Raw genomic sequence first — 18,375 nt, forward strand, 5'->3', positions numbered from 1 at the left:
CAGCCTGTCTATAACGTCCGCGTCGCGCGTGAAATCCGCGAGGCGTATCTCTTTTTTATTCGCGGACTATATTTCCCGGGAAGTTCCTGCGCAGCAGGCATAGCGCGTTGCGCAGGCTGCCCGCCGCCTGTTTTTCGTTCTTGTCGCCCCACAGCAGAAAGGCTATTTTTTCCTTCGGCGCGCCGCCCTCGGAGGCGAGGAAGAAAAGCAGCGCCTCGGCCTTTTTGAAAGGAAGCTGCACGGCTTCGCCGTCTTTCGTGACCTGCGGTTCGCCGAAAAAAGAGAAATTCAGAGACATCGTGCGCGCTCCTTCCGTAAATCTCGCCTGTACGCAGAAATTATAGCAAAAAAGAGCGGCCTCCCGCGCTCCGGACGAGCTTCGGAAGGCCGCGAAATTTCGCGCTCCGGCGCGCTTAGAAGGCGGGGAGCACGCCCTTGCTCGCGAGCTCCTCCGTGATGAACTTCTTCACCTCGGGCGAGTTCAGCGCGGCGGCGAGCGCCTTTATCTGCGGCTTGTCCTTGTCCTCTCCGCGGCAGGCGAGCACGACGGCGTAGGGAGAATCCTTGTCCTCGAGCGCGAGCGCGTCCTTCGACGGGTCGAGCCCCGCGTCCACCGCGAAGTTCATGTTTATGACGGAAATCGTCGTGTCGCTGAGCGTGCGCGGAAGCTGCGGCGCTTCGAGCTCGATTATCTTGAGGTTCTTCGGGTTCTCGAGAATGTCGCGCGCCGTGAGGTTCACTCCGTCCTTCATCTTGAGCAGCCCTTCGCGCTCGAGCAGCTTGTAGGCGCGGAAGCCGTTTCGTCGGGTCGTTCGGCACCGCGACGACGGCGCGGTCCCCGACCTCGGCGAGCGACTTGATTTTATGCGAATAGATGCCGATGGGCAGAAGGTGCACCTTCGTGATGGCTACGATGTCGAGGTTCTTTTCGGTCCTCATATTTTCGAGGAAGGGGAGATGCTGGAAGAAGTTCGCGTCGAGGCTGCCGTCCTCGAGCGCGAGGTTCGGCTGGATAAAGTCGGTGAATTCTTTGATTTCGACCTCGTAGCCCTGCTTTTCGAGGACCTCCGCCGCGACCGCGGCGATCTCCTGCGCGGGGAAGGGCGTCACGCCGAGGACAATCTTCTCGGCGGCCTGTGCCGCCGAAGCGAAAAAGAGCAAAGCGCAGAAAACAGAAACAAGTTTTTTTCATTCGTCATACCTCCGTCAAAATTTTGCCAATGGCCCGAAGGCCGCCCGTTTGCCGCAGACGCCGCGCGAAGCGCAGAATTTCCTTCCTTTCCATCACTCCTCCGTAAGCGCGTGAAAATAAAAAAAGACCGGACCCGCACCAGCGGATCCGGTCCCCTAATCGACGACGCGAAGTCTAAGCGCCGGTCAATTCAGGAGAGGAGCCGCCGCAGCCGCGCATCATCATGCACATTATCATCGTAAAGTTCGTATAAGCCATGACGTTTCCTCCGTTCCCCGAATGTCGGCTGACCGCCGCAAAACATGCGGAAATTTTACACGGCGCGCGGCGCGCCTGTCAAGCCCGAAGCGCGCCGCCGCGTATTATAATTGTCGTAAACTCGACGGAGGTGCTGCTTTATGAGGGAAATAATGCTCAACACGGAGATACATAAATTTGAAACCTGCGCGGAGTTCGCGCGCGAGTTCGCGCTCGGCGCGGATGACCTGCTCTTTACGATAAGGCCGATATACGAGGCGCACTTCGCGCCGCTCGGCCTGCCGGTCAAGACGCTCTTCTGGGAGGACTTCGGCAGCGGCGAGCCGACCGACGTGATGACCGACGAAATAATCGCAGCGGCCTCGAAGCTCGGCTTCAAGCGCCTCGTCGCGGCGGGCGGCGGCTCGATAATAGACATCGCGAAGGCCGTCGCCGTCTCCGGCGGACGCACGACCGACGAGCTCTACGCCGCCGCGCCGGATATCAAGCGAAGCTGCGGCCTCGTCATAGCGCCGACGACCTGCGGCACGGGCAGCGAGGTGACGAACATCTCGATAATCAACCGCACGCGCCTCGGCACGAAGATGGGGCTCGTCGCCCCCGCGCTCTTCGCCGACCAGTGCGCGCTCATCCCCGAGCTGCTGCACGGCCTGCCCTTCGAGGTGTTCGCCGCGAGCTCGATAGACGCGCTCGTCCACGCCGTCGAGTCCGCGCTCTCGCCGAAGGCGACGGAATTTTCGAAGCTGCTCTCCTACAAGGCCGCGGAGATGATAATAAGACACTACGAAACGATAGCGCGCGAGGGCCGTGAGGCGCGGACGGCGATGCTCGGCGGCTTCCTGCTTGCCTCGAACTACGCGGGCATAGCCTTCGGCACCGCGGGCTGCGCTGCGGTACACGCGCTCTCGTACCCGCTCGGCGGAGCCTACCACGTCCCGCACGGCGAGAGCAACTACGCCGTATTCACCGGCGTCATGAAAAATTATCTCGAAATCAAAACGGACGGCGAAATCTCGAAAATGATGGACTTCATCGCCGCGCTGCTCTCCTGCGAAAAATCGCGCGCGTGGGACGAGCTCGAGAAGCTTCTCGACACGATACTGCCGAAGAAGCCGCTGCGCGCCTACGGCGTGAAGCCCGAGGATCTGCCGCGCTTCACCGAGGCCGTCATGACCGCGCAGGGCCGCCTTATGAGCAACAACTTCGTCCCGCTCGACGAAGCCCGCGTGCTCAAGATATACGAGGAGCTATATTAGCGCGCCTCCGAGCTTTTTGCGGCGCGCGCCGAAGCGCGGCTTTATGAACTTACAGAACAAAATTGTTCCAAACTTTGCCGCGTGTCATAAAGCGCGCGCCCTCCGCAAAATTATGCGGACACGGCTTGAATTTGCCCCCTTTTCAAATCGGCGGTTTAATGATAGAGTAATTACGTCAGCAAGAAAAAATAAACACCGGCAATTACTAAGTTCACAATAAAAATTTACAAGGAGGACGACACAATGCTCAGCACTCAGCAGATCATCGACAAGACAAACGAACTCGGCGCACACAACTATCATCCGAAGGACGTCGTTATAGTCGAAGCCGACGGCGTAATGGTCCGCGACCCCGAGGGACGCGAATACTTCGACATGCTCTCCGCCTACTCGGCGCTGAACTTCGGCCACCGCCACCCCGAGATAATCGAAGCGGCGAAGCAGCAGCTCGACAAGGTCACGCTCACCTCGCGCGCCTTCCACAACTCGGTGCTCTGTGACTTCTATGAGAAGCTCTGCGGGCTGACCGGCAAAGAAATGATCCTCCCGATGAACACCGGAGCCGAAGCCGTCGAAACCGCGCTCAAGACCGCGCGCCGCTGGGGCGTGGAGAAGAAGGGCGTCGAGAACGGCAAGCAGGAAATCATCGTCTGCGAGAACAACTTCCACGGGCGCACCATCGCCATCATCAGCTTCTCGACCGACCCCGACGCGCGCATCAACTACGGCCCGTACTGCCCCGGCTTTAAAATCGTCAAATACGGCGACGCCAAGGCCCTCGAAGAGGCCATCACGCCGAACACCGTCGCCTTCCTCGCCGAGCCGATACAGGGCGAAGCCGGAATAATCGTCCCGCCCAAGGGCTACCTCAAGGAAGTCCGCGAAATCTGCACGAAGCACAACATCCTTTTCATCGCCGACGAAGTCCAGACCGGCTTCGCGCGCACGGGCCGCATGTTCGCCTGCGAGTTCGAGGAAGTCGTCCCCGACATGTACATCCTCGGCAAGGCCCTCGGCGGCGGCGTAATGCCGATATCCGCTGTCGCTGCCAACAAGGACGTCCTCGGCGTCTACACGCCCGGCACGCACGGCTCCACCTTCGGCGGAAACCCGCTCGCCTGCGCCGTCTCCATCAAGGCGATGGAAATCCTCGTCCGCGACAACTATCCGAAGCAGGCCGAAGAGAAGGGCAACTACTTCATGCAGAAGCTGCGCGAGATAGACAACCCCGAAATAATGGAAGTCCGCGGCTCGGGCCTCCTCATCGGCGTAGAGTTCACCGTCAACGCCGCGCCCTACGTCAAGAAGCTCATCGCGAACGGCGTACTTGCGAAAGAGACGCACGAGCGCACCATCCGCTTCGCGCCGCCGATCGTCATCACCTACGAGCAGATAGACAAAGCCGTCGAAGGCATCAAAAAAGCATTCGCGAAATAAGACTAATTCGCCTGCCTTTCCGTTTCCTCAGAAGGGGCGCGCCCGAGCGGCGCGCCCCTTTCATATGCGCGCACCTTCGCGGAAGCCGCGCATATTCTGCGCGCCCGCCGCATGTTGTATAATCGCCGTAAACTTATCGAACGGCGGTGTTGTTTATGATAGATTTGACATTGGGCTTCATCGGCACTGGCGGCATTGCCTCCGCAATGGTGCGCGGCTTCTGCGCCTCGCCCGACTTCTCGGGCGGAATCAACCTCACGGTACATAAAAACCGCGAAAAGGCCGACGCGCTGAAAAAACTCTTCCCCGACAGAATTTCCGTACACGAATCGAACCAGGCCGCCGCCGACGGCTCCGACGTAGTCTTTATATGCGTGCTGCCGCAGCAGCACGAGGCCGTAGTGCGCGCGCTGCGCTTCCGCGCGGACCAGCGCGTCATGCACATAACCGGCGGCGCGAAGCTCGCCGACTCGCTCGCGCTCTACGCCCCGGCGAAAAGCGCGGCGCGCGCGATACCGCTGCCCTTCGCGGCGCGGCGCACCGGGCCTCTGCTCTTCTACGGCGAGGACGAAACGCTCGCGCAGCTCATGTCGCTCATAGGTACGCTCGTGCGCGTAAAGAGCGAGCGCGAGCTTGAGATACTCGGCCCCGTCACGGGCATGATGGTGCCCTACTACGCGCTGCTCGCCGAAAGCGTCCGCTGGGGCATAGACAAGGGCCTCGACTTTCGCACCGCGCTCGACTACTCGTCGATAATGAACGAAACGCTCTCCTCCTTCATGCGCACCGACTGCGGCGAGGACGTGGAGAAGTTCCTCGTCGAAAATTCCACCCCAGGCGGCGTCAACGAACTCGGCCTGAAGCTCCTGCGCAAGCGCGGCTTCTACGGCGAATGGCGCGAAGTCCTCGAAAAGGTGTACGAGCGGTACAACTCGATGGGGAAGGACGGCGCGCGCTGATTCGCGGAAAACGCCGCGGATTGAGGCGGAAGGGCGAACTCGGCCGGGAACGGAAAATGTTACGAAACAGCAACGTGTTATAAAGCCGCGTCAAAAGCGCGGCGATGGCGTGAAACTCAAATGATGGTATAATACGAGATAGGAAGAGAGAGGCCCGCGGAAGGGTAGCGGGAAATCTCCTCTCCGGCCTGCCTAGCTGAGCTTCGGACTCAGCCTAGACGTTTAAGGCCAAGTGTTCAGTGGCGTTAGCGGAGAAACTCCGCAAGAGCTGCAATAAGCGCCGCGAGCGCCGTTAGCAGCTTGACGATTAGGGTCGCCCATTCATAAGATGAGCGGCCTTTTTCGTTTTTTGCCATCCGGTTCCCTCCTTCCTAGCCGAGGGAATCCCGTTGCTCGGCAGTTCCCGGCTATACTGCCAGGGCCCTTCCGCGAACATTATACAATACAAGTTAAGACGCCGCGCGTGAAATCGTTAGGCAGTGAAAACAAAAGGAGAGGCTAGAGCCTCTTCCTTTTGCGCTGTTTGTGCGTGTCGCAATATAAGCATTTCAACTCACGCGTGCTCAAAAGACGCGGATGTTTTTATGCCTGTTCGCAAGCGTCGGGGCCGTCTCCGCCGTCCGGCTGTACGGCGTATAAAAAAGAGGCGGGGAGCCGAGGCTCTCCGCCCTATTGGTGTTGTGCAGTCCGCGCTACTTCACCAGCGGCAGGACTTCTGTTTCAAAGAATTCCGTTACCTTGTCCGGGGAGACTGAGTAGAATTTGTCGTCGACGGTGACGCAGACGCCTTCCTGGCAGCGGCCCATGCAGAAGACGCCGCCGAGGTTGATTTTGTCTTTGAGCTTGCGCTCGGCTATCTGGTACTGGAGCCCTTCGACTACGCGGCGCGAGCCTTTTACGTGGCAGGCGCTTCCTATGCAGACTTTGATTTTTATCATTTCATTTACCTTCCTTCGGCTCGCTATTCGTAATCGGCGACGTTGGTCCAGTGGCGCAGGAATTCCGCCTCTTCGGCGCGTCCTGCGGCGAGGCGCTCCGCGGCGCGCAGCGGTATCCACGCCTGCACGGCGGATTTCGGCAGACCGCTCTTGGCGCAGTAGAGCTCGAGGTATTCTTCCGCGCCGTCTATCTCGCCGTTCAGCCAGAAGAGCAGATATGTGCGGGCGGCGTCGGCCTCGGGGGAGCCCTGCGCGGCGCGCGACCAGTCAACGGCGCAGTCTCTGCCGTCGCCGCAGGCTATGAGGTTGCTCGGCGCGAAGTCGCCGTGGCAGACCTTGTCGCCCTGCGGCAGCGATTCGAGCTTCATGTGGAGGTCGTAGAGCGTCGCGGAGGAGAGGCCCGCTTCGAAGAGGCTTTCTTCTATGCGCTCCTTGAGCTTGGCGAGGCCGCGCGCTTTCGTCGAATTTATGCGGAGCTGCGCGTCGACGAAGCGGCTCATGTATTCTCCGCGCTTCTCGGGCTCTTCGTCCATGAGGCGTTCGATCGTCTTTCCGGCTATAAATTCGGAGACTATCGCCCATTTGCCCTCTGTCTTGGTTACTTCGAGTATTTTCGGAACGTCGAGCCCCGTTTCCTCGATTTTCGCGTGGGTCGCGGCTTCCGCGAGGATTCTGCTTTTCGCGTAGTCGTCCCCGAATACCTTGATGCAGAGCTCTCCGTCGCGGTAGACGGTCTTTGAGGTGCGGACCGCTATTATCCTTTCGAGCTTCATTGCCTCTCCCTCCTATTTACCGTAATAGGCTTTGAGATACATTTCTTTTATCTCGGACATCAGCGGATAGCGCGGGTTCGCGCCGGTGCACTGGTCGTCGAAGGCCTGCTCGGTCATTTCGTCGAGCGTCGCGAGGAAGTCCTCTTCCGCTATGCCGTAGTCTTTTATCGCGTTCTTTATGCCGACGCGCTCTTTGAGCGCGTGTACCGCGGCGATGAGACTTTCGAGCTTTTCTTCGTCGGTGCTTCCCGCGAGGCCGAGATAGTTCGCGATTTCCGCGTAGCGCGCGAGCGTGTGCGGGTAGGCGTACTGCGGGAAGGTCCCCATCTTCGCCGGAACTTCGGCGGCGTTGTATCTCAGCACGTATTCTATCATCAGAGCGTTAGCGACGCCGTGGGGCAGGTGGTGGAAGGCGCCGAGCTTGTGCGCCATCGAGTGGCAGACGCCGAGGAATGCGTTGGCGAAGGCCATGCCCGCCATCGTCGCGGCGTGGGCCATTTTTTCGCGCGCGACGGGGTCGTTCGCGCCGTCGTCGTAGGCGCGCGGCAGGTAGTCGAATATCGAGCGCAGCGAGCGCAGAGCCATAGCGTCGGTGAACTCCGTCGCCATCAGCGAGGCGTATGCCTCGAGCGCGTGGGTGACGGCGTCGATGCCGGAGGCCGCGGTCAGCCCCTTCGGCGCGTTCATCATCATGTCGGCGTCGACTATCGCCATGTTGGGCATCAGCTCGTAGTCGGCGAGCGGGTATTTGACGCCGCTCTTTTCGTCGGTGATTACCGCGAAGGGCGTCACCTCGGAGCCTGTACCCGCGGAGGTCGGCACGGCGATGAAGTACGCCTTTTCGCCCATCCTCGGGAAGGTGTAGACGCGCTTTCTGATGTCGGCGAAGCGCATCGCCATGTCCATGAAGTCCGCTTCGGGATGCTCGTAGAGCACCCACATGATTTTGCCGGCGTCCATCGCGGAGCCGCCGCCGACCGCTATTATGCAGTCGGGGCCGAAGTCCGTCATCGCCTTCGCGCCTTCGCGCGCGCAGGCGAGCGTCGGGTCGGGGGCCACGTCGAAGAATGTCGCGTGCTTTATGCCCATTTCGTCGAGGCGGTCGGTTATCACCTTCGTGTAGCCGTTGTTGTAGAGGAAGCTGTCGGTTACTATGAATACCTTCTTTTTGCCGAGCACTTCCTTGAGCTCGCGCAGCGCGACCGGCAGGCAGCCCTTCTTTATGTATGTTTTCTGCGGCGTGCGGAACCAGAGCATGTTCTCTCTCCTTTCGGCGACGGTCTTGATGTTGAGCAGGTGTTTCACGCCGACGTTCTCCGAGACGGAGTTGCCGCCCCACGAGCCGCAGCCGAGCGTGAGCGAGGGCGTCGTGTCGAAGTTGTAGACGTCGCCTATGCCGCCCTGCGACGAGGGCGTGTTGACGAGGACGCGGCCCGTCTTCATGTGCGCCTTGAAGTAGTCGAGCTTTTCGCGCTCCGTCACGACGTTGAGGTAGACCGCCGAGGTGTGGCCGAAGCCGCCGTCCGCGACAAGGCGCTCCGCCTTCGCGACGGCGTCCTTGAAGTCCGCGGCGCGGTACATCGCGAGCACGGGCGAGAGCTTTTCATGCGCGAACTCCTCGCTGATGTCTACGCTCTCGACCTCGCCGATGAGTATCTTCGTGCTCTCGGGGACCTCGACGCCCGCCATCGCGGCTATCTTGTGCGCCTTCTGCCCGACTATCGCCGCGTTGACGCCGCCGTTGACGATTATCGTCTTGCGCACGCGCTCCGTCTCCTCTTTGTCGAGGAACCAGCATCCGCGCGCGGCGAACTCGGCCTTGACCTTGTCGTAAATCGAATCGACGGCGATGACCGACTGCTCCGAGGCGCATATCATGCCGTTGTCGAAGGTTTTTGAATGAATGATTGAGTTGACGGCGAGCAGTATGTCGGCGCTCTCGTCTATAACCGCGGGCGTGTTGCCGGGGCCGACGCCGAGCGCGGGCTTTCCGCTGGAATACGCGGCCTTCACCATGCCAGGGCCGCCAGTCGCGAGTATCAGATCCGCGCCGCGCATGACGGCGTTCGTCAGCTCGAGCGACGGAACGTCTATCCAGCCGATGATGCCCTCGGGCGCTCCCGCCGCGACCGCCGCGTCGAGAATCGTCTTCGCCGCGAGAATCGTCGAGCTCTTCGCGCGCGGGTGCGGGCTGATTATCATTCCGTTGCGCGTCTTGAGCGCAAGCAGCGTCTTGAAAATCGCCGTCGAGGTCGGGTTCGTCGTCGGAATGACGGCGGCTATCACGCCGACCGGCTCCGCTATCCTCTGCGTGCCGAACTCCTTGTCCTCTTCGATGACGCCGCAGGTTTTGACGTTCTTGTAATAGTTGTAGATGTACTCGGCTGCGAAGTGGTTTTTGAAAATCTTGTCCTCGAGCACTCCCATGCCGGTCTCTTCAAACGCCGCGCGCGCGAGCGGAATGCGCGCCTTGTCCGCCGCGACCGCAGCCGCGAGGAAAATTTTGTCGACCTGCTCCTGCGTGTACGTCGCGAACTTCCTCTGCGCCTCGCGCACCTCGGCCATCCGCGCCTCGAGCGTTTCGAGACTGTCGACCGTCATGCTCCTGTTGTCCTGCTCCATATTACACTCCCGTCCTTTCTTGCCCGGACGAAAATTCGCCGCGCGTTTAAGTGAAAAAAATCTCAAACTCACTGAGGACATGATACAGGAGAAAGCGCGGAAGCAGAAGATACGGAAAAGAGTATATCGCTATACCAATATCGATATGACATTATCCATAAACGTGCGGCCGCGGCGCAAAGCTTCGGCGCGCGCGCGGTTTGACAGCGAAAAACTAAACTGCTATCTTTTAACGCGGAATTCCGGACGGCCGTCGGGAAAGGAGGCGGAGGCTGTGGACGAAGAAAGAGCGCGCGAGCATCATAAGATGGCTTCGATTGAGGAGCTTGCGGAGAAGATGCCGAAGGAGGAGTCCTTCGGGCAGGTCGCCTCCGTCTTTCAGCAGATTTCGGACTGCACGCGGCTGCGCATACTGTGGCTGCTCTGCCATACGACGGCGAGCGTCGGCGCGATCGCGCGCGCCGTCGGCATGAGCGACTCCGCCGTGTCGCACCACCTGCGCGTCCTGCGCGCGGACGGCCTCGTCAGCGCGAAGCGCAGCGGCAAGGAGGTCTACTACACACTTGCCGCGAGCGACAAGGCGCGGCTTCTGCACCGCACCATCGACGCGATGTTCGAGATAGCCTGTCCGAGCGAGGACGACTGAAACGCACAAAGAGATAAATATAAGAAGAGGGCGCGTCCGTGCGGGCGCGCCCTCTTCTTGTGGCGGCAGCGTGAAAGAGCGGAGAAGTCTGCGCTTTCGTCATTCTTAGAGAAACGCGCCGTTGCAGACCTGGAGTACCTGCCCGCGCACGGCGCGGCCCATTTTGCTTGCGAGGTAGAGGCAGGCGTAGGCCTGGTCTATCGCCTCGCACTCGGGGCCGGGGAAGTAGACGAAGTGTCCGCTGTATTTGAGCATCTCCGCGCCGCCGGGCTGTTCGCCCGCCTTGTTTGCGAGGTGTGCGGGCGTTATCGTCGCGCCGGGCGCTACGGCGTTGCAGCGGATGTTTGTGTCGATTAGGCGCATCGCGACGTTTTTCGTCAACGTGTTGAGTGCGCCTTTCGTCGAGGTGTATGTCGCGCCGCAGAAGGGGCGTGTGCCGTTGACCGACGAGATGTTGATGATGACGCCGTCGTTCTTCGGCAGGAAGATTTTGAGCGCCTCGCGGATGTAGCGCATCGGGCCGCCGAGGTTGGTGTTCATGACGTAGAGCATCCACTCGTCGTCGGTCTCGTCGATGAGCTTCTGCTCGCCTATTCCCGCGTTGTTGATGAGAATGTCCACGTCGCCGAACTCGCGCAGCGCCGTCTCGAATACGCGCTTCGTGTCCTCGGTCGAGCAGGTGTCGGCGACTACGCCGACGGCCCTGCCGCCCCTGTCGTTTATCGCCTTAACGACCTCGTCGAGCTTTTCTTTGCCGCGCGCCGTAATTACCACCGACGCGCCCTCTTCTGCGAAGAGCTCCGCCATCGTGCGCCCCATGCCGTAGCTCGCGCCCGTTATTATCGCTACCTTGCCATCAAGCATTTTTGCGTCCATCGATATATTTCTCCTTTGTCTGATTTTTTCTTTTCGGCGGTTTTGCGGTTTTTGTCCGCGTTCCCCGTAACTGCGGAAAGTCTAATCCCGCGCAGGACGAATAGCAAATGCTTAGTATTTATAGGCTGGCTATGCCTTTGAGGTATATGTAGGACGGAGTTGCGAGGGTGCAAAAAAACCGGCGGGGGAGCCGAGGCCCTCCGCCGGTTTTGTAATTTGTCGTTTGCGCTACGCTATCGCCTTCGCGACTATCGCGCGCGCCTCTTCGTTTATCTTTTCGAGATGTTCCTCGCCCTTGAAGCTTTCCGCGTAGATTTTGTAGATGTCCTCGGTGCCGGAGGGGCGCGCGGCGAACCAGCCGTTCTCCGTCGTCACCTTGAGGCCGTCTATCGGCGCGCCGTTGCCGGGCGCGTTGGTCAGCTTCGCCGTTATCTTCTCGCCCGCGAGCGTTTCGGCGGTCACGTCGGTGGGGGAGAGTTTCTTTAATTTGTCCTTCTCCTCGCGCGTCGCGGGCGCGTCCTTGCGCGAGTAGCAGGGGCAGCCGTAGCGCGCCGTCATCGCGTCGTAGAGCTCCGAGGGGCTCTTTCCCGTTACGGCGGTGATTTCGGCGGCGAGCAGACTCATTATGAAGCCGTCCTTGTCGGTGCTCCAGACGCTGCCGTCCATGCGCAGGAACGACGCGCCCGCGCTCTCCTCGCCTCCGAAGGCGAGCGAGCCGGAGAGCAGCCCGTCGACGAACCATTTGAAGCCGACGGGGACTTCGTAGATTTTACGCCCGACGCCCGCCGCGGCGCGGTCTATGATGGAGCTAGAGACGAGCGTCTTGCCTGTCATCGCATCCGCGCTCCATAGCGGCCTGTGCGTGAAGAGGTATTCGACGGCGACCGCGAGATATGCGTTCGGCTTCATCAGCCCCGCCTTCGTCACGATGCCGTGGCGGTCGTAGTCGGGGTCGTTGCCGAAGGCCACGTCGTATTTGTCCTTAAGCGCGACGAGCTTCGCCATCGCCCACGGCGACGAGCAGTCCATGCGCACCTTGCCGTCGTGGTCGAGCGGCATGAAGGAGAAGGTCGGGTCGACGGCCTTGTTGACGACCTCGATGTTGAGACCGTACTTCTCGGCTATCGGCTCCCAGAAGTATATGCCCGAGCCGCCGAGCGGGTCCGCGCCTATCTTGAGGCCCGAGGCGGCAATCGCCTCCATCTTTATAATCTCGCCGAGGCCCGCGACGTAGCCCTGCACGTAGTCGACGAAGCCGACGTTCGGCGCTTTGACGGCGCGCTCGAACGGTACGCGCTTGACCTCCTTCAGGCCGTTCGCGAGGATTTCGTTCGCGCGGTTCTCTATCCATTTCGTCACGTCCGTCCCCGCGGGGCCGCCGCTCGGCGGGTTGTACTTGAAGCCGCCGTCGCTGGGCGGGTTGTGCGAAGGCGTGATGACGACGCCGTCCGCCGTCGTGCCGTGCTTCGCGGCGTTCCACGTCAGTATCGCGTGCGAGACGACGGGCGTCGGCGTGTAGGTGAAGCCCTCCTGCATGCGCAGCTCGACGCCGTTCGCGGCGAAGACCTCCGCCGCGGTGCGCAGCGCCGCCTCGGAGAGCGCGTGCGTGTCCATGCCCATGAAGAGCGGCCCAGCGATGCCCTTTCCGGCGCGGTACTCGCATATCGCCTGCGATATCGCGGCTATGTGGTCCTCGTTGAAGCTGCGCTTCAGCGACGTGCCGCGGTGGCCGGACGTGCCGAAGGCGACGCGCTGGTCCTTCTCTCCGGCGTCTGGATGCTCGGTGTAGTAGGCCGTCATAAGCCTTGGAATGTTGATCTCCGGACGTTTTTCCATCTGATGTCCCCCTGCCTGTTTTATATGTTTCCTTGCTGCGTCTATGATAGCTCAAATTTCCGATTTGTGCGATTTTACGTCCCGTGTCACGCAAAACGTTACAAAGCCGTCACTTTTTTCGTCATTGTTAAGTCGTTCACTATTTTGTTAAACTCCGGCAAGCAGTTGAGTTTTATATTTCTGGCAGAAAAAGGAGGAAAACTATGAAGCTGGAAATTGGAAAATTCATGGTCAAGGACATAGTCTTTGGCGACAAAACGGCTTACGCGAACGGCGTTCTTACCGTAGATAAGGACGACGCTCTCGCGTGCGTCCGCGAGGACAAGCACATCACCGACGCCGATCTCAGGATCGTGCACCCCGGCGATATGGTGAGGCTCTGCCCCGTTAAGGATTCTGTCGAGTTCCGCTGCAAGGTCAGCGGCGGAGAAGGCGCCTATCCCGGCGTAACCTCGCCGCTCGGACAGGCGGGCATGGGAAGGACGCACGTCCTCGACGGCGTTTCGCTCCTTTCCGTCGGCAAGCACTGGGGCGGATTCCAGGACGGACTTCTCGACATGGGCGGCCCCTACCAGCACTACACGATCTGGGGCGACATGCCGAACCTCGTCCTCATCGCCGACACCGACGAGCTTGACGAGCAGCGCGAGCAGCAGAAGCGCAACCACGCTATCCGCTGGGCGACGCTCCGCCTCGCCGAGCACATCGCCGAGTGCGTGCGCGACATGGAGCCGGAAGAGATAGACACCTACGAGCTGCCGCCGCTTGCTGAGCGCAGCGAAGAGGTCAAGAAGCTCCCCGGCGTCGTCTACGTGCTCCAGCCGCAGACGCAGATGGAAGCCCTCGGCTACAACACGCTCATCTACGGATGGGACGGCAACAGAATGCTCCCGACGCTCATGCACCCGAACGAGCTCCTCGACGGATGCCTCGTCTCCGGAAGCTTCATGCCGAGCTCCTCGAAGATTTCCACCTACGAGTTCTCGACGAACCCGATGCTCAAGCGCCTCTACGCCGAGCACGGCAAGACCATCAACTTCCTCGGCGTCATCATGTCGACGCTGAACCCGAAGATGGAAGAGAAGCAGCGCTGCGTACAGATCGCGGGCCAGATAGCGGTCGCGATAGGCGCGCAGGGCGCGGTCGTCGCCGAAGAAGGCTACGGCAACCCCGACGTCGACTACACGGCGATGCTCGTCGAGCTTGAGCGCCTCGGCATCAAGACGATAGGACTCTCCGACGAGGCCACCGGACGCGACGGCGCTTCGCAGCCGCTCGTTTCGATGAACCCCGCCACCGACGCCCTCGTCACCACCGGAAACGTCTCGCAGTTCTACGAGATGCCCGCGATGGAGGTCATCGGAGAGCTTGAAGCGCTCGCGCGCGACGGAAACTCCGGCGGCTGGGAAGGCTGCATCAACCCCGACGGCAGCTGCGTAATGGAAAACAACGGAATGTTCTGCGCCAACCACATCAGCGGCTACTCGCGCAGAAGCTGCGCCGATTTCTAAGGAGGACGGAATAATGAAGGCTATACATTATATCAACCAGTTCTTCGGACAGGTCGGCGGTGAGGACGCGGCGGACGCGAAGCCGATATTCCACGACGGCATAATCGGCTGCTCGATGATGCTCAACGGCATGATGCCGGACGTCGAAGTCACGAACACCATCGTCTGCGGCGACAACTACATCACCAACCACACCGAAGAGGCTCTCAAAGAGATATTCGCGTGGCTCGACGGCAAAGAGTTCGACATGTTCTTCGCGGGCCCGGCGTTCATGGCCGGACGCTACGGCGTAGGCTGCGGCATCATCTGCAAGGCCGTCAAGGAGCGCTACAACGTTCCCGTCTTCAGCTCGATGAACGAAGAGAACCCCGGCGTCGCCGAGTACAGAACCGAGTTCCCGATTTTCAAGGGCGGACGCAAGGCGACCTTCATGAAGGACGACCTCACCGCTATGGCGAAGTACGCCGAGAAGATAGCGAAGGGCGAGCAGCTCCTTCCCGCGGCTGAGGAAGGCTATTTCCCGCGCGGAATCCGCAGCGAAATCCCCGCTCCGGGCAACGTCATGGCCGCCGACCGCGTCATCGACATGCTCGTCAAGAAGCTCAACGGCGAGCCCTTCCAGACCGAGCTCGTCATCCCGAAGACCGACAAGGTCCCGCCTGCACCCGCAGTCAAGGACCTCAGCCAGTGCACGATAGCGCTCGTCTCCTCGAGCGGCGTCGTACCCCTCGACAACCCCGACCACATCCAGAGCGCTTCCGCTCAGAAGTGGGGCAAGTACAACATCGCCGGTAAAGACTGCCTGCCGCCGACCGAATTCAAAACGATTCACGCCGGATTCGACCCCGCGGCCATGTGCGCAGTCCCCGACCGCGGAGTTCCCGTGGACGCGATGCGCTTCTTCGAGAAGCAGGGCAAATTCAAGAAACTCTACGACTACTACTATGTAACGGTCGGAACGGGAACCACGCAGAACTTCGCCGCGAAGTTCGGTAAAGAGATAGCCGCCGAGCTGCACGCCGCGGGCGTCGACGCCGTGATCCTCACCGCCACCTGAGGAACCTGTACTCGTTGCGGTGCAACGATGGCTAGAGAAATCGAGCGTACAGGCATCCCCGTCGTCGTCATGTGCAACCTCCTCGACGTTGCCAAGACGGTCGGCTCCAACAGGATAGTCCCGACGGTCTCCGTCCCCTATCCGCTCGGAGATCCGAACCTTTCCAAGGAAGAAGAGTGGACGCTCCGCACCCACCGTGTGGAAGTCGCGCTCGACGCCCTCACGAAAGAAGTCGAAGGACCGACGGTATTCAAAATATAACGGTACATCCTCCGGAGAGCGACGCATTCCTCCGCTCTCCGGGGGCTTTTCGTTCCTCAGCATTGTGAAAGGAGTAACTTTTAGCCATGGCAAGCAACAGCTCAGAAACTAAGAGCAATTCCGTATACATAGTTTCTCTCGTGATTACCATAGCCGTCGTCGCCTGGGGCCTCATTTCCCCGGACAGCTTCGGCGCGTTCGCCAAGGCGCTCAACGGCGGCCTTACAAAATACTACGGCTGGGGCTATCTGCTTACGATGAACATCTTCGTCGCCTTCTGCCTCTTCATCGGATGCAGCCGCTTCGGCAAAATGCGCCTCGGCCCCGAGGATTCCCGCCCCGAGTACAGCAACCTCTCGTGGGTCGCGATGCTCTTCTCGGCCGGTATGGGCGTCGGCCTCGTCTTCTACGGAGCCGCCGAGCCGCTCTTCTACTTCGGCTCGACCCCGCTCGGCGCTGAGCCCGGCTCCATTCAGGCCGCGCGCGACGCTATGCAGATAACGGTCTTCCACTGGGGGCTCCATCCCTGGGCCGGATACTCCGTCATCGCCCTTCCGCTCGCCTACTACCAGTTCCGCCACAACGCGCCCGGACTTATAAGCACGATCTTCATCCCGCTCGTCGGTGAGGAGCGCGTGCGCGGCGCCTTCGGAAAGACCGTCGACATCCTCGCGATATTCGCGACGCTCGCGGGACTTACGACCTCGCTCGGCCTCGGCACGCTCCAGCTCAACAGCGGACTGAAAGAACTCTTCGGTATCCCGCAGACGACGATAGTGCAGCTCTTAATCATCGCCTTCCTCGTATTCCTCTACACCGGCTCTGCGGTGCTCGGCATAGACAAGGGAATCAAGTTCGTCGCCGACTGGAACATCCGCATCTGCTTCGTCATTATGGCGGCGCTCTTCTGCGTCGGCCCGACGCTTGCGATACTCAACTCGACGGTCATGAGCTTCGGCGACTACGTCAGCGGCCTCATCAAGGAATCCTTCATGACCGCGCCTTACGGCGGCGGCTACGAGGATCACCTCCGCAACTGGACGCTCTACTACTGGGCCTGGTGGATTGCGTGGGCGCCCTTCTCCGGCTCCTTCATCGCGCGTATCTCGCGCGGACGCACAATCCGCGAGTTCATCGCCGGCGTCCTCATCGTCCCCGCGCTCGGAAGCCTCACCTGGTTCGGCATCTTCGGAACCTCCGCGCTTAAGCTCGAGCTCGTCGACAAAATCAACATCTCCGCCGCGGTCCTTCAGGACATCTCGGTCGGTATATTCAAGATGTTCCTCAACTACACGGGCGGCTTTGCGATGTCCGTCCTCATGCTCGTGCTCATCGTGACCTTCTTCGTCACCTCGGCGAACTCCGGCACCTACGTCCTCTCGATGTACTCGACGGAAGGCTCGCTGAACCCGCCGAAGAGCAAGATGTTCGTCTGGGGCATCCTCATGGGCGCTCTCGCTATGGTTCTTCTTCTCACCGGCGGACTTCAGAACCTCCAGACCGTCTCGCTCGCCGCGGCCATGCCCTTCTCGCTGATCATGGTCTGCTCGTGCGTCGCGTTCTATAAGGTCCTTCTCAGCGAAGAGAAGAAAGCGCAGCTGAAGTAAAAAAATAAAAGGGGAAGGAAAGATATGTCGGAACAGACTCTGCTTTTGTACGAAGAAAAGTTCCCGTGCTGGGACGAAGAGACGGCCGCCCTTGCGGGCGAGGACGCCGCTTCGCTCGCCGAGCTCGCGGAGCAGGGGCTGCTCGCCGAGGCGGGGAACGGCTACGTCCTCACCGCCGCGGGAGAAAAAATGCGCGTCAAGCTCGCGCGCGAGTCCTTCCTTCCCGTCTCCCCGATAGGCGAGTTCAACGCGGAGAAGGCGCTGTGGAACAACCGCTTCTATCATCTGATGGACTGCCGCGCCTTCACTGGGCTCTTCCCGATGGGGCTCAAGGAGTACACGGTGGACGAAACTCTGCCGTTCGCGCCCGAGCTCTCGCGCAAAGAGCTCTGGACGCGCGAGGGAGGAAAGACGCGCTATATATGGCCCGAGCACAAGCTCGTGAAGTCATTCCTCAAACGCTTCCCCGACTGGGGCATGGCCTCGCGCGGCAAGCCCGTGCCGGGACAGGCGGCGCTTGACGAATGGCGCGCGGAGAGCGGCGCGAAGGTCGGCACGGTGAACTTCAACCTCGTGCTGCGCGGCCGCTACGACTTCCAGGCCTACCGCGAGCTCGAGCGTCTGCCCGACGACATATTCCACATCAAGGACGCGGACAGGTTCTTCTTCCTGCGCACCTCGGACAAGACGCCCGAGGATATATACGACGCGATAGGGAAGCTGCACCTCTTCATGCTCGACCAGCGCCGCGTCTACGTCCCCGGCTACGCCGACGACGACTCGATGGACCAGGAGAACTGGACGATACTCGTGCTCGCCGCCGACACGGAGGCGGAGCTCGAAGAAGTCCGCGCGCGTTATTCAGCGGACGGACAGAACCTCATCGAACCCGCGATGCCTATGTACATCATCGGGACGAGCGTCGAGCGGCTGCGCCGTATGCGCGAACCGAAGGCGAACTACTACGACTGGTTCGGCGAGGACACGGTGCATATAGTCAGGGCAGACGAAAACATCTAAACGCAACGCTTTCGGCCCGCGCTTCGGCGCGGGCCGTTTTTTATGGCGGAGGCGCGGAAAAACGGGTATTATTATCGCAGGCGCGCGCGAATTTTTTTGACGCGCTTCGCGCGCGGCGCTTTTCGT

At 60.6% G+C, this 18,375-nt stretch carries 15 protein-coding genes and 1 pseudogene; 8 read left to right on the plus strand and 8 right to left on the minus strand.

Annotation, left to right across the window (positions count from 1 at the left end; all coding sequences use genetic code 11):
• Window positions 1-55 precede the first annotated feature (55 nt).
• The 3 genes and pseudogenes from ABGT66_RS02955 to ABGT66_RS02965 all read right to left on the minus strand — a co-directional run.
• Window positions 56-298 (minus strand): hypothetical protein, encoded by a 243-nt coding sequence (locus ABGT66_RS02955; RefSeq protein WP_346688754.1) that lies wholly within the window; start codon window positions 296-298, stop codon window positions 56-58.
• A gap of 115 nt (window positions 299-413) precedes the next feature.
• Window positions 414-752, minus strand: a complete 339-nt coding sequence (locus tag ABGT66_RS02960; RefSeq protein WP_346688756.1) for a MetQ/NlpA family ABC transporter substrate-binding protein — start codon at window positions 750-752, stop codon at window positions 414-416.
• Window positions 753-858: 106 nt separating this feature from the next.
• Window positions 859-1,110, minus strand: a pseudogene (locus ABGT66_RS02965) (MetQ/NlpA family ABC transporter substrate-binding protein); the annotation flags it as partial.
• 480 nt (window positions 1,111-1,590) lie between these two features.
• Here ABGT66_RS02965 and ABGT66_RS02970 point away from each other — a divergent pair.
• The 3 genes from ABGT66_RS02970 (at window position 1,591) to ABGT66_RS02980 (ending at window position 5,102) form a co-directional block, all read left to right on the plus strand.
• Window positions 1,591-2,706, plus strand: coding sequence for a 4-hydroxybutyrate dehydrogenase (locus ABGT66_RS02970; RefSeq protein ID WP_346688758.1), 1,116 nt, complete (start codon window positions 1,591-1,593; stop codon window positions 2,704-2,706).
• 243 nt (window positions 2,707-2,949) lie between these two features.
• Window positions 2,950-4,143: an ornithine--oxo-acid transaminase gene (gene rocD / locus ABGT66_RS02975; RefSeq protein ID WP_346688760.1), complete on the plus strand. Its 1,194-nt coding sequence runs from the start codon at window positions 2,950-2,952 to the stop codon at window positions 4,141-4,143.
• A 155-nt stretch (window positions 4,144-4,298) separates the two neighbouring features.
• Entirely contained in the window at window positions 4,299-5,102 is an 804-nt protein-coding gene (locus tag ABGT66_RS02980) for an NAD(P)-binding domain-containing protein (protein ID WP_346688761.1), read from the plus strand.
• A 692-nt stretch (window positions 5,103-5,794) separates the two neighbouring features.
• Here the strand turns inward: ABGT66_RS02980 and ABGT66_RS02985 are convergent.
• Genes ABGT66_RS02985 through adhE form a run of 3 tightly spaced genes read right to left on the minus strand, consistent with a single transcriptional unit; the run spans window position 5,795 to window position 9,435 of the window.
• Window positions 5,795-6,040: a (2Fe-2S) ferredoxin domain-containing protein gene (locus ABGT66_RS02985; protein ID WP_294194101.1), complete on the minus strand. Its 246-nt coding sequence runs from the start codon at window positions 6,038-6,040 to the stop codon at window positions 5,795-5,797.
• A gap of 23 nt (window positions 6,041-6,063) precedes the next feature.
• The gene (locus ABGT66_RS02990; protein WP_346688763.1) at window positions 6,064-6,813 is read right to left on the minus strand and encodes a phosphotransferase; all 750 of its coding nucleotides are present in this window, start codon (window positions 6,811-6,813) and stop codon (window positions 6,064-6,066) included.
• A 12-nt stretch (window positions 6,814-6,825) separates the two neighbouring features.
• Window positions 6,826-9,435: a bifunctional acetaldehyde-CoA/alcohol dehydrogenase gene (gene adhE, locus ABGT66_RS02995; RefSeq protein ID WP_346688764.1), complete on the minus strand. Its 2,610-nt coding sequence runs from the start codon at window positions 9,433-9,435 to the stop codon at window positions 6,826-6,828.
• A 274-nt stretch (window positions 9,436-9,709) separates the two neighbouring features.
• Here adhE and ABGT66_RS03000 point away from each other — a divergent pair, with 274 nt between their 5' ends.
• Complete coding sequence (locus ABGT66_RS03000) at window positions 9,710-10,081, plus strand: metalloregulator ArsR/SmtB family transcription factor (RefSeq protein WP_346688765.1); 372 nt, start codon at window positions 9,710-9,712, stop codon at window positions 10,079-10,081.
• Window positions 10,082-10,186: 105 nt separating this feature from the next.
• Here the strand turns inward: ABGT66_RS03000 and ABGT66_RS03005 are convergent, their stop codons facing one another.
• Window positions 10,187-10,957, minus strand: a complete 771-nt coding sequence (locus ABGT66_RS03005; RefSeq protein ID WP_294194105.1) for an SDR family NAD(P)-dependent oxidoreductase — start codon at window positions 10,955-10,957, stop codon at window positions 10,187-10,189.
• Between the two features lie 228 nt (window positions 10,958-11,185).
• Entirely contained in the window at window positions 11,186-12,841 is a 1,656-nt protein-coding gene (gene pgm, locus ABGT66_RS03010; RefSeq protein ID WP_346689232.1) for a phosphoglucomutase (alpha-D-glucose-1,6-bisphosphate-dependent), read from the minus strand.
• A 155-nt stretch (window positions 12,842-12,996) separates the two neighbouring features.
• Between pgm and ABGT66_RS03015 the strand changes: the two genes are divergently transcribed.
• From ABGT66_RS03015 to ABGT66_RS03030, 4 genes are all read left to right on the plus strand, one after another.
• Window positions 12,997-14,304 (plus strand): glycine/sarcosine/betaine reductase component B subunit, encoded by a 1,308-nt coding sequence (locus ABGT66_RS03015; RefSeq protein ID WP_300262910.1) that lies wholly within the window; start codon window positions 12,997-12,999, stop codon window positions 14,302-14,304.
• 10 nt (window positions 14,305-14,314) lie between these two features.
• Window positions 14,315-15,622 carry a glycine/betaine/sarcosine/D-proline family reductase selenoprotein B gene (locus ABGT66_RS03020; RefSeq protein ID WP_346689234.1) on the plus strand — a complete coding sequence of 436 codons (1,308 nt, stop codon included), beginning with the start codon at window positions 14,315-14,317 and terminating at the stop codon, window positions 15,620-15,622.
• An 86-nt stretch (window positions 15,623-15,708) separates the two neighbouring features.
• On the plus strand, window positions 15,709-17,229 hold the full coding sequence (locus ABGT66_RS03025; protein ID WP_346688767.1) for a BCCT family transporter: 1,521 nt from the start codon (window positions 15,709-15,711) through the stop codon (window positions 17,227-17,229).
• Between the two features lie 24 nt (window positions 17,230-17,253).
• Entirely contained in the window at window positions 17,254-18,249 is a 996-nt protein-coding gene (locus ABGT66_RS03030; RefSeq protein ID WP_346688769.1) for a hypothetical protein, read from the plus strand.
• The last annotated feature ends 126 nt before the right edge of the window (window positions 18,250-18,375 follow it).

Origin of the sequence: uncultured Cloacibacillus sp. (genome assembly GCF_963926575.1) — a bacterium.
GTDB classification, from domain to species: Bacteria; Synergistota; Synergistia; order Synergistales; family Synergistaceae; genus Caccocola; species Caccocola faecigallinarum.

Excerpts from the sequence above, each read along its gene's own strand:
- ABGT66_RS02990 (WP_346688763.1), bottom strand. The coding sequence starts at position 6,813 with ATGAAGCTCGAAAGGATAATAGCGGTCCGCACCTCAAAGACCGTCTAC.
- ABGT66_RS03030 (WP_346688769.1), top strand. The coding sequence starts at position 17,254 with ATGTCGGAACAGACTCTGCTTTTGTACGAAGAAAAGTTCCCGTGCTGG.
- ABGT66_RS03025 (WP_346688767.1), top strand. The coding sequence starts at position 15,709 with ATGGCAAGCAACAGCTCAGAAACTAAGAGCAATTCCGTATACATAGTT.
- adhE (WP_346688764.1), bottom strand. The coding sequence starts at position 9,435 with ATGGAGCAGGACAACAGGAGCATGACGGTCGACAGTCTCGAAACGCTC.
- ABGT66_RS02955 (WP_346688754.1), bottom strand. The coding sequence starts at position 298 with ATGTCTCTGAATTTCTCTTTTTTCGGCGAACCGCAGGTCACGAAAGAC.
- ABGT66_RS02970 (WP_346688758.1), top strand. The coding sequence starts at position 1,591 with ATGAGGGAAATAATGCTCAACACGGAGATACATAAATTTGAAACCTGC.
- rocD (WP_346688760.1), top strand. The coding sequence starts at position 2,950 with ATGCTCAGCACTCAGCAGATCATCGACAAGACAAACGAACTCGGCGCA.
- ABGT66_RS03015 (WP_300262910.1), top strand. The coding sequence starts at position 12,997 with ATGAAGCTGGAAATTGGAAAATTCATGGTCAAGGACATAGTCTTTGGC.
- ABGT66_RS03005 (WP_294194105.1), bottom strand. The coding sequence starts at position 10,957 with ATGGACGCAAAAATGCTTGATGGCAAGGTAGCGATAATAACGGGCGCG.
- ABGT66_RS02985 (WP_294194101.1), bottom strand. The coding sequence starts at position 6,040 with ATGATAAAAATCAAAGTCTGCATAGGAAGCGCCTGCCACGTAAAAGGC.
- ABGT66_RS02980 (WP_346688761.1), top strand. The coding sequence starts at position 4,299 with ATGATAGATTTGACATTGGGCTTCATCGGCACTGGCGGCATTGCCTCC.
- ABGT66_RS02960 (WP_346688756.1), bottom strand. The coding sequence starts at position 752 with ATGAAGGACGGAGTGAACCTCACGGCGCGCGACATTCTCGAGAACCCG.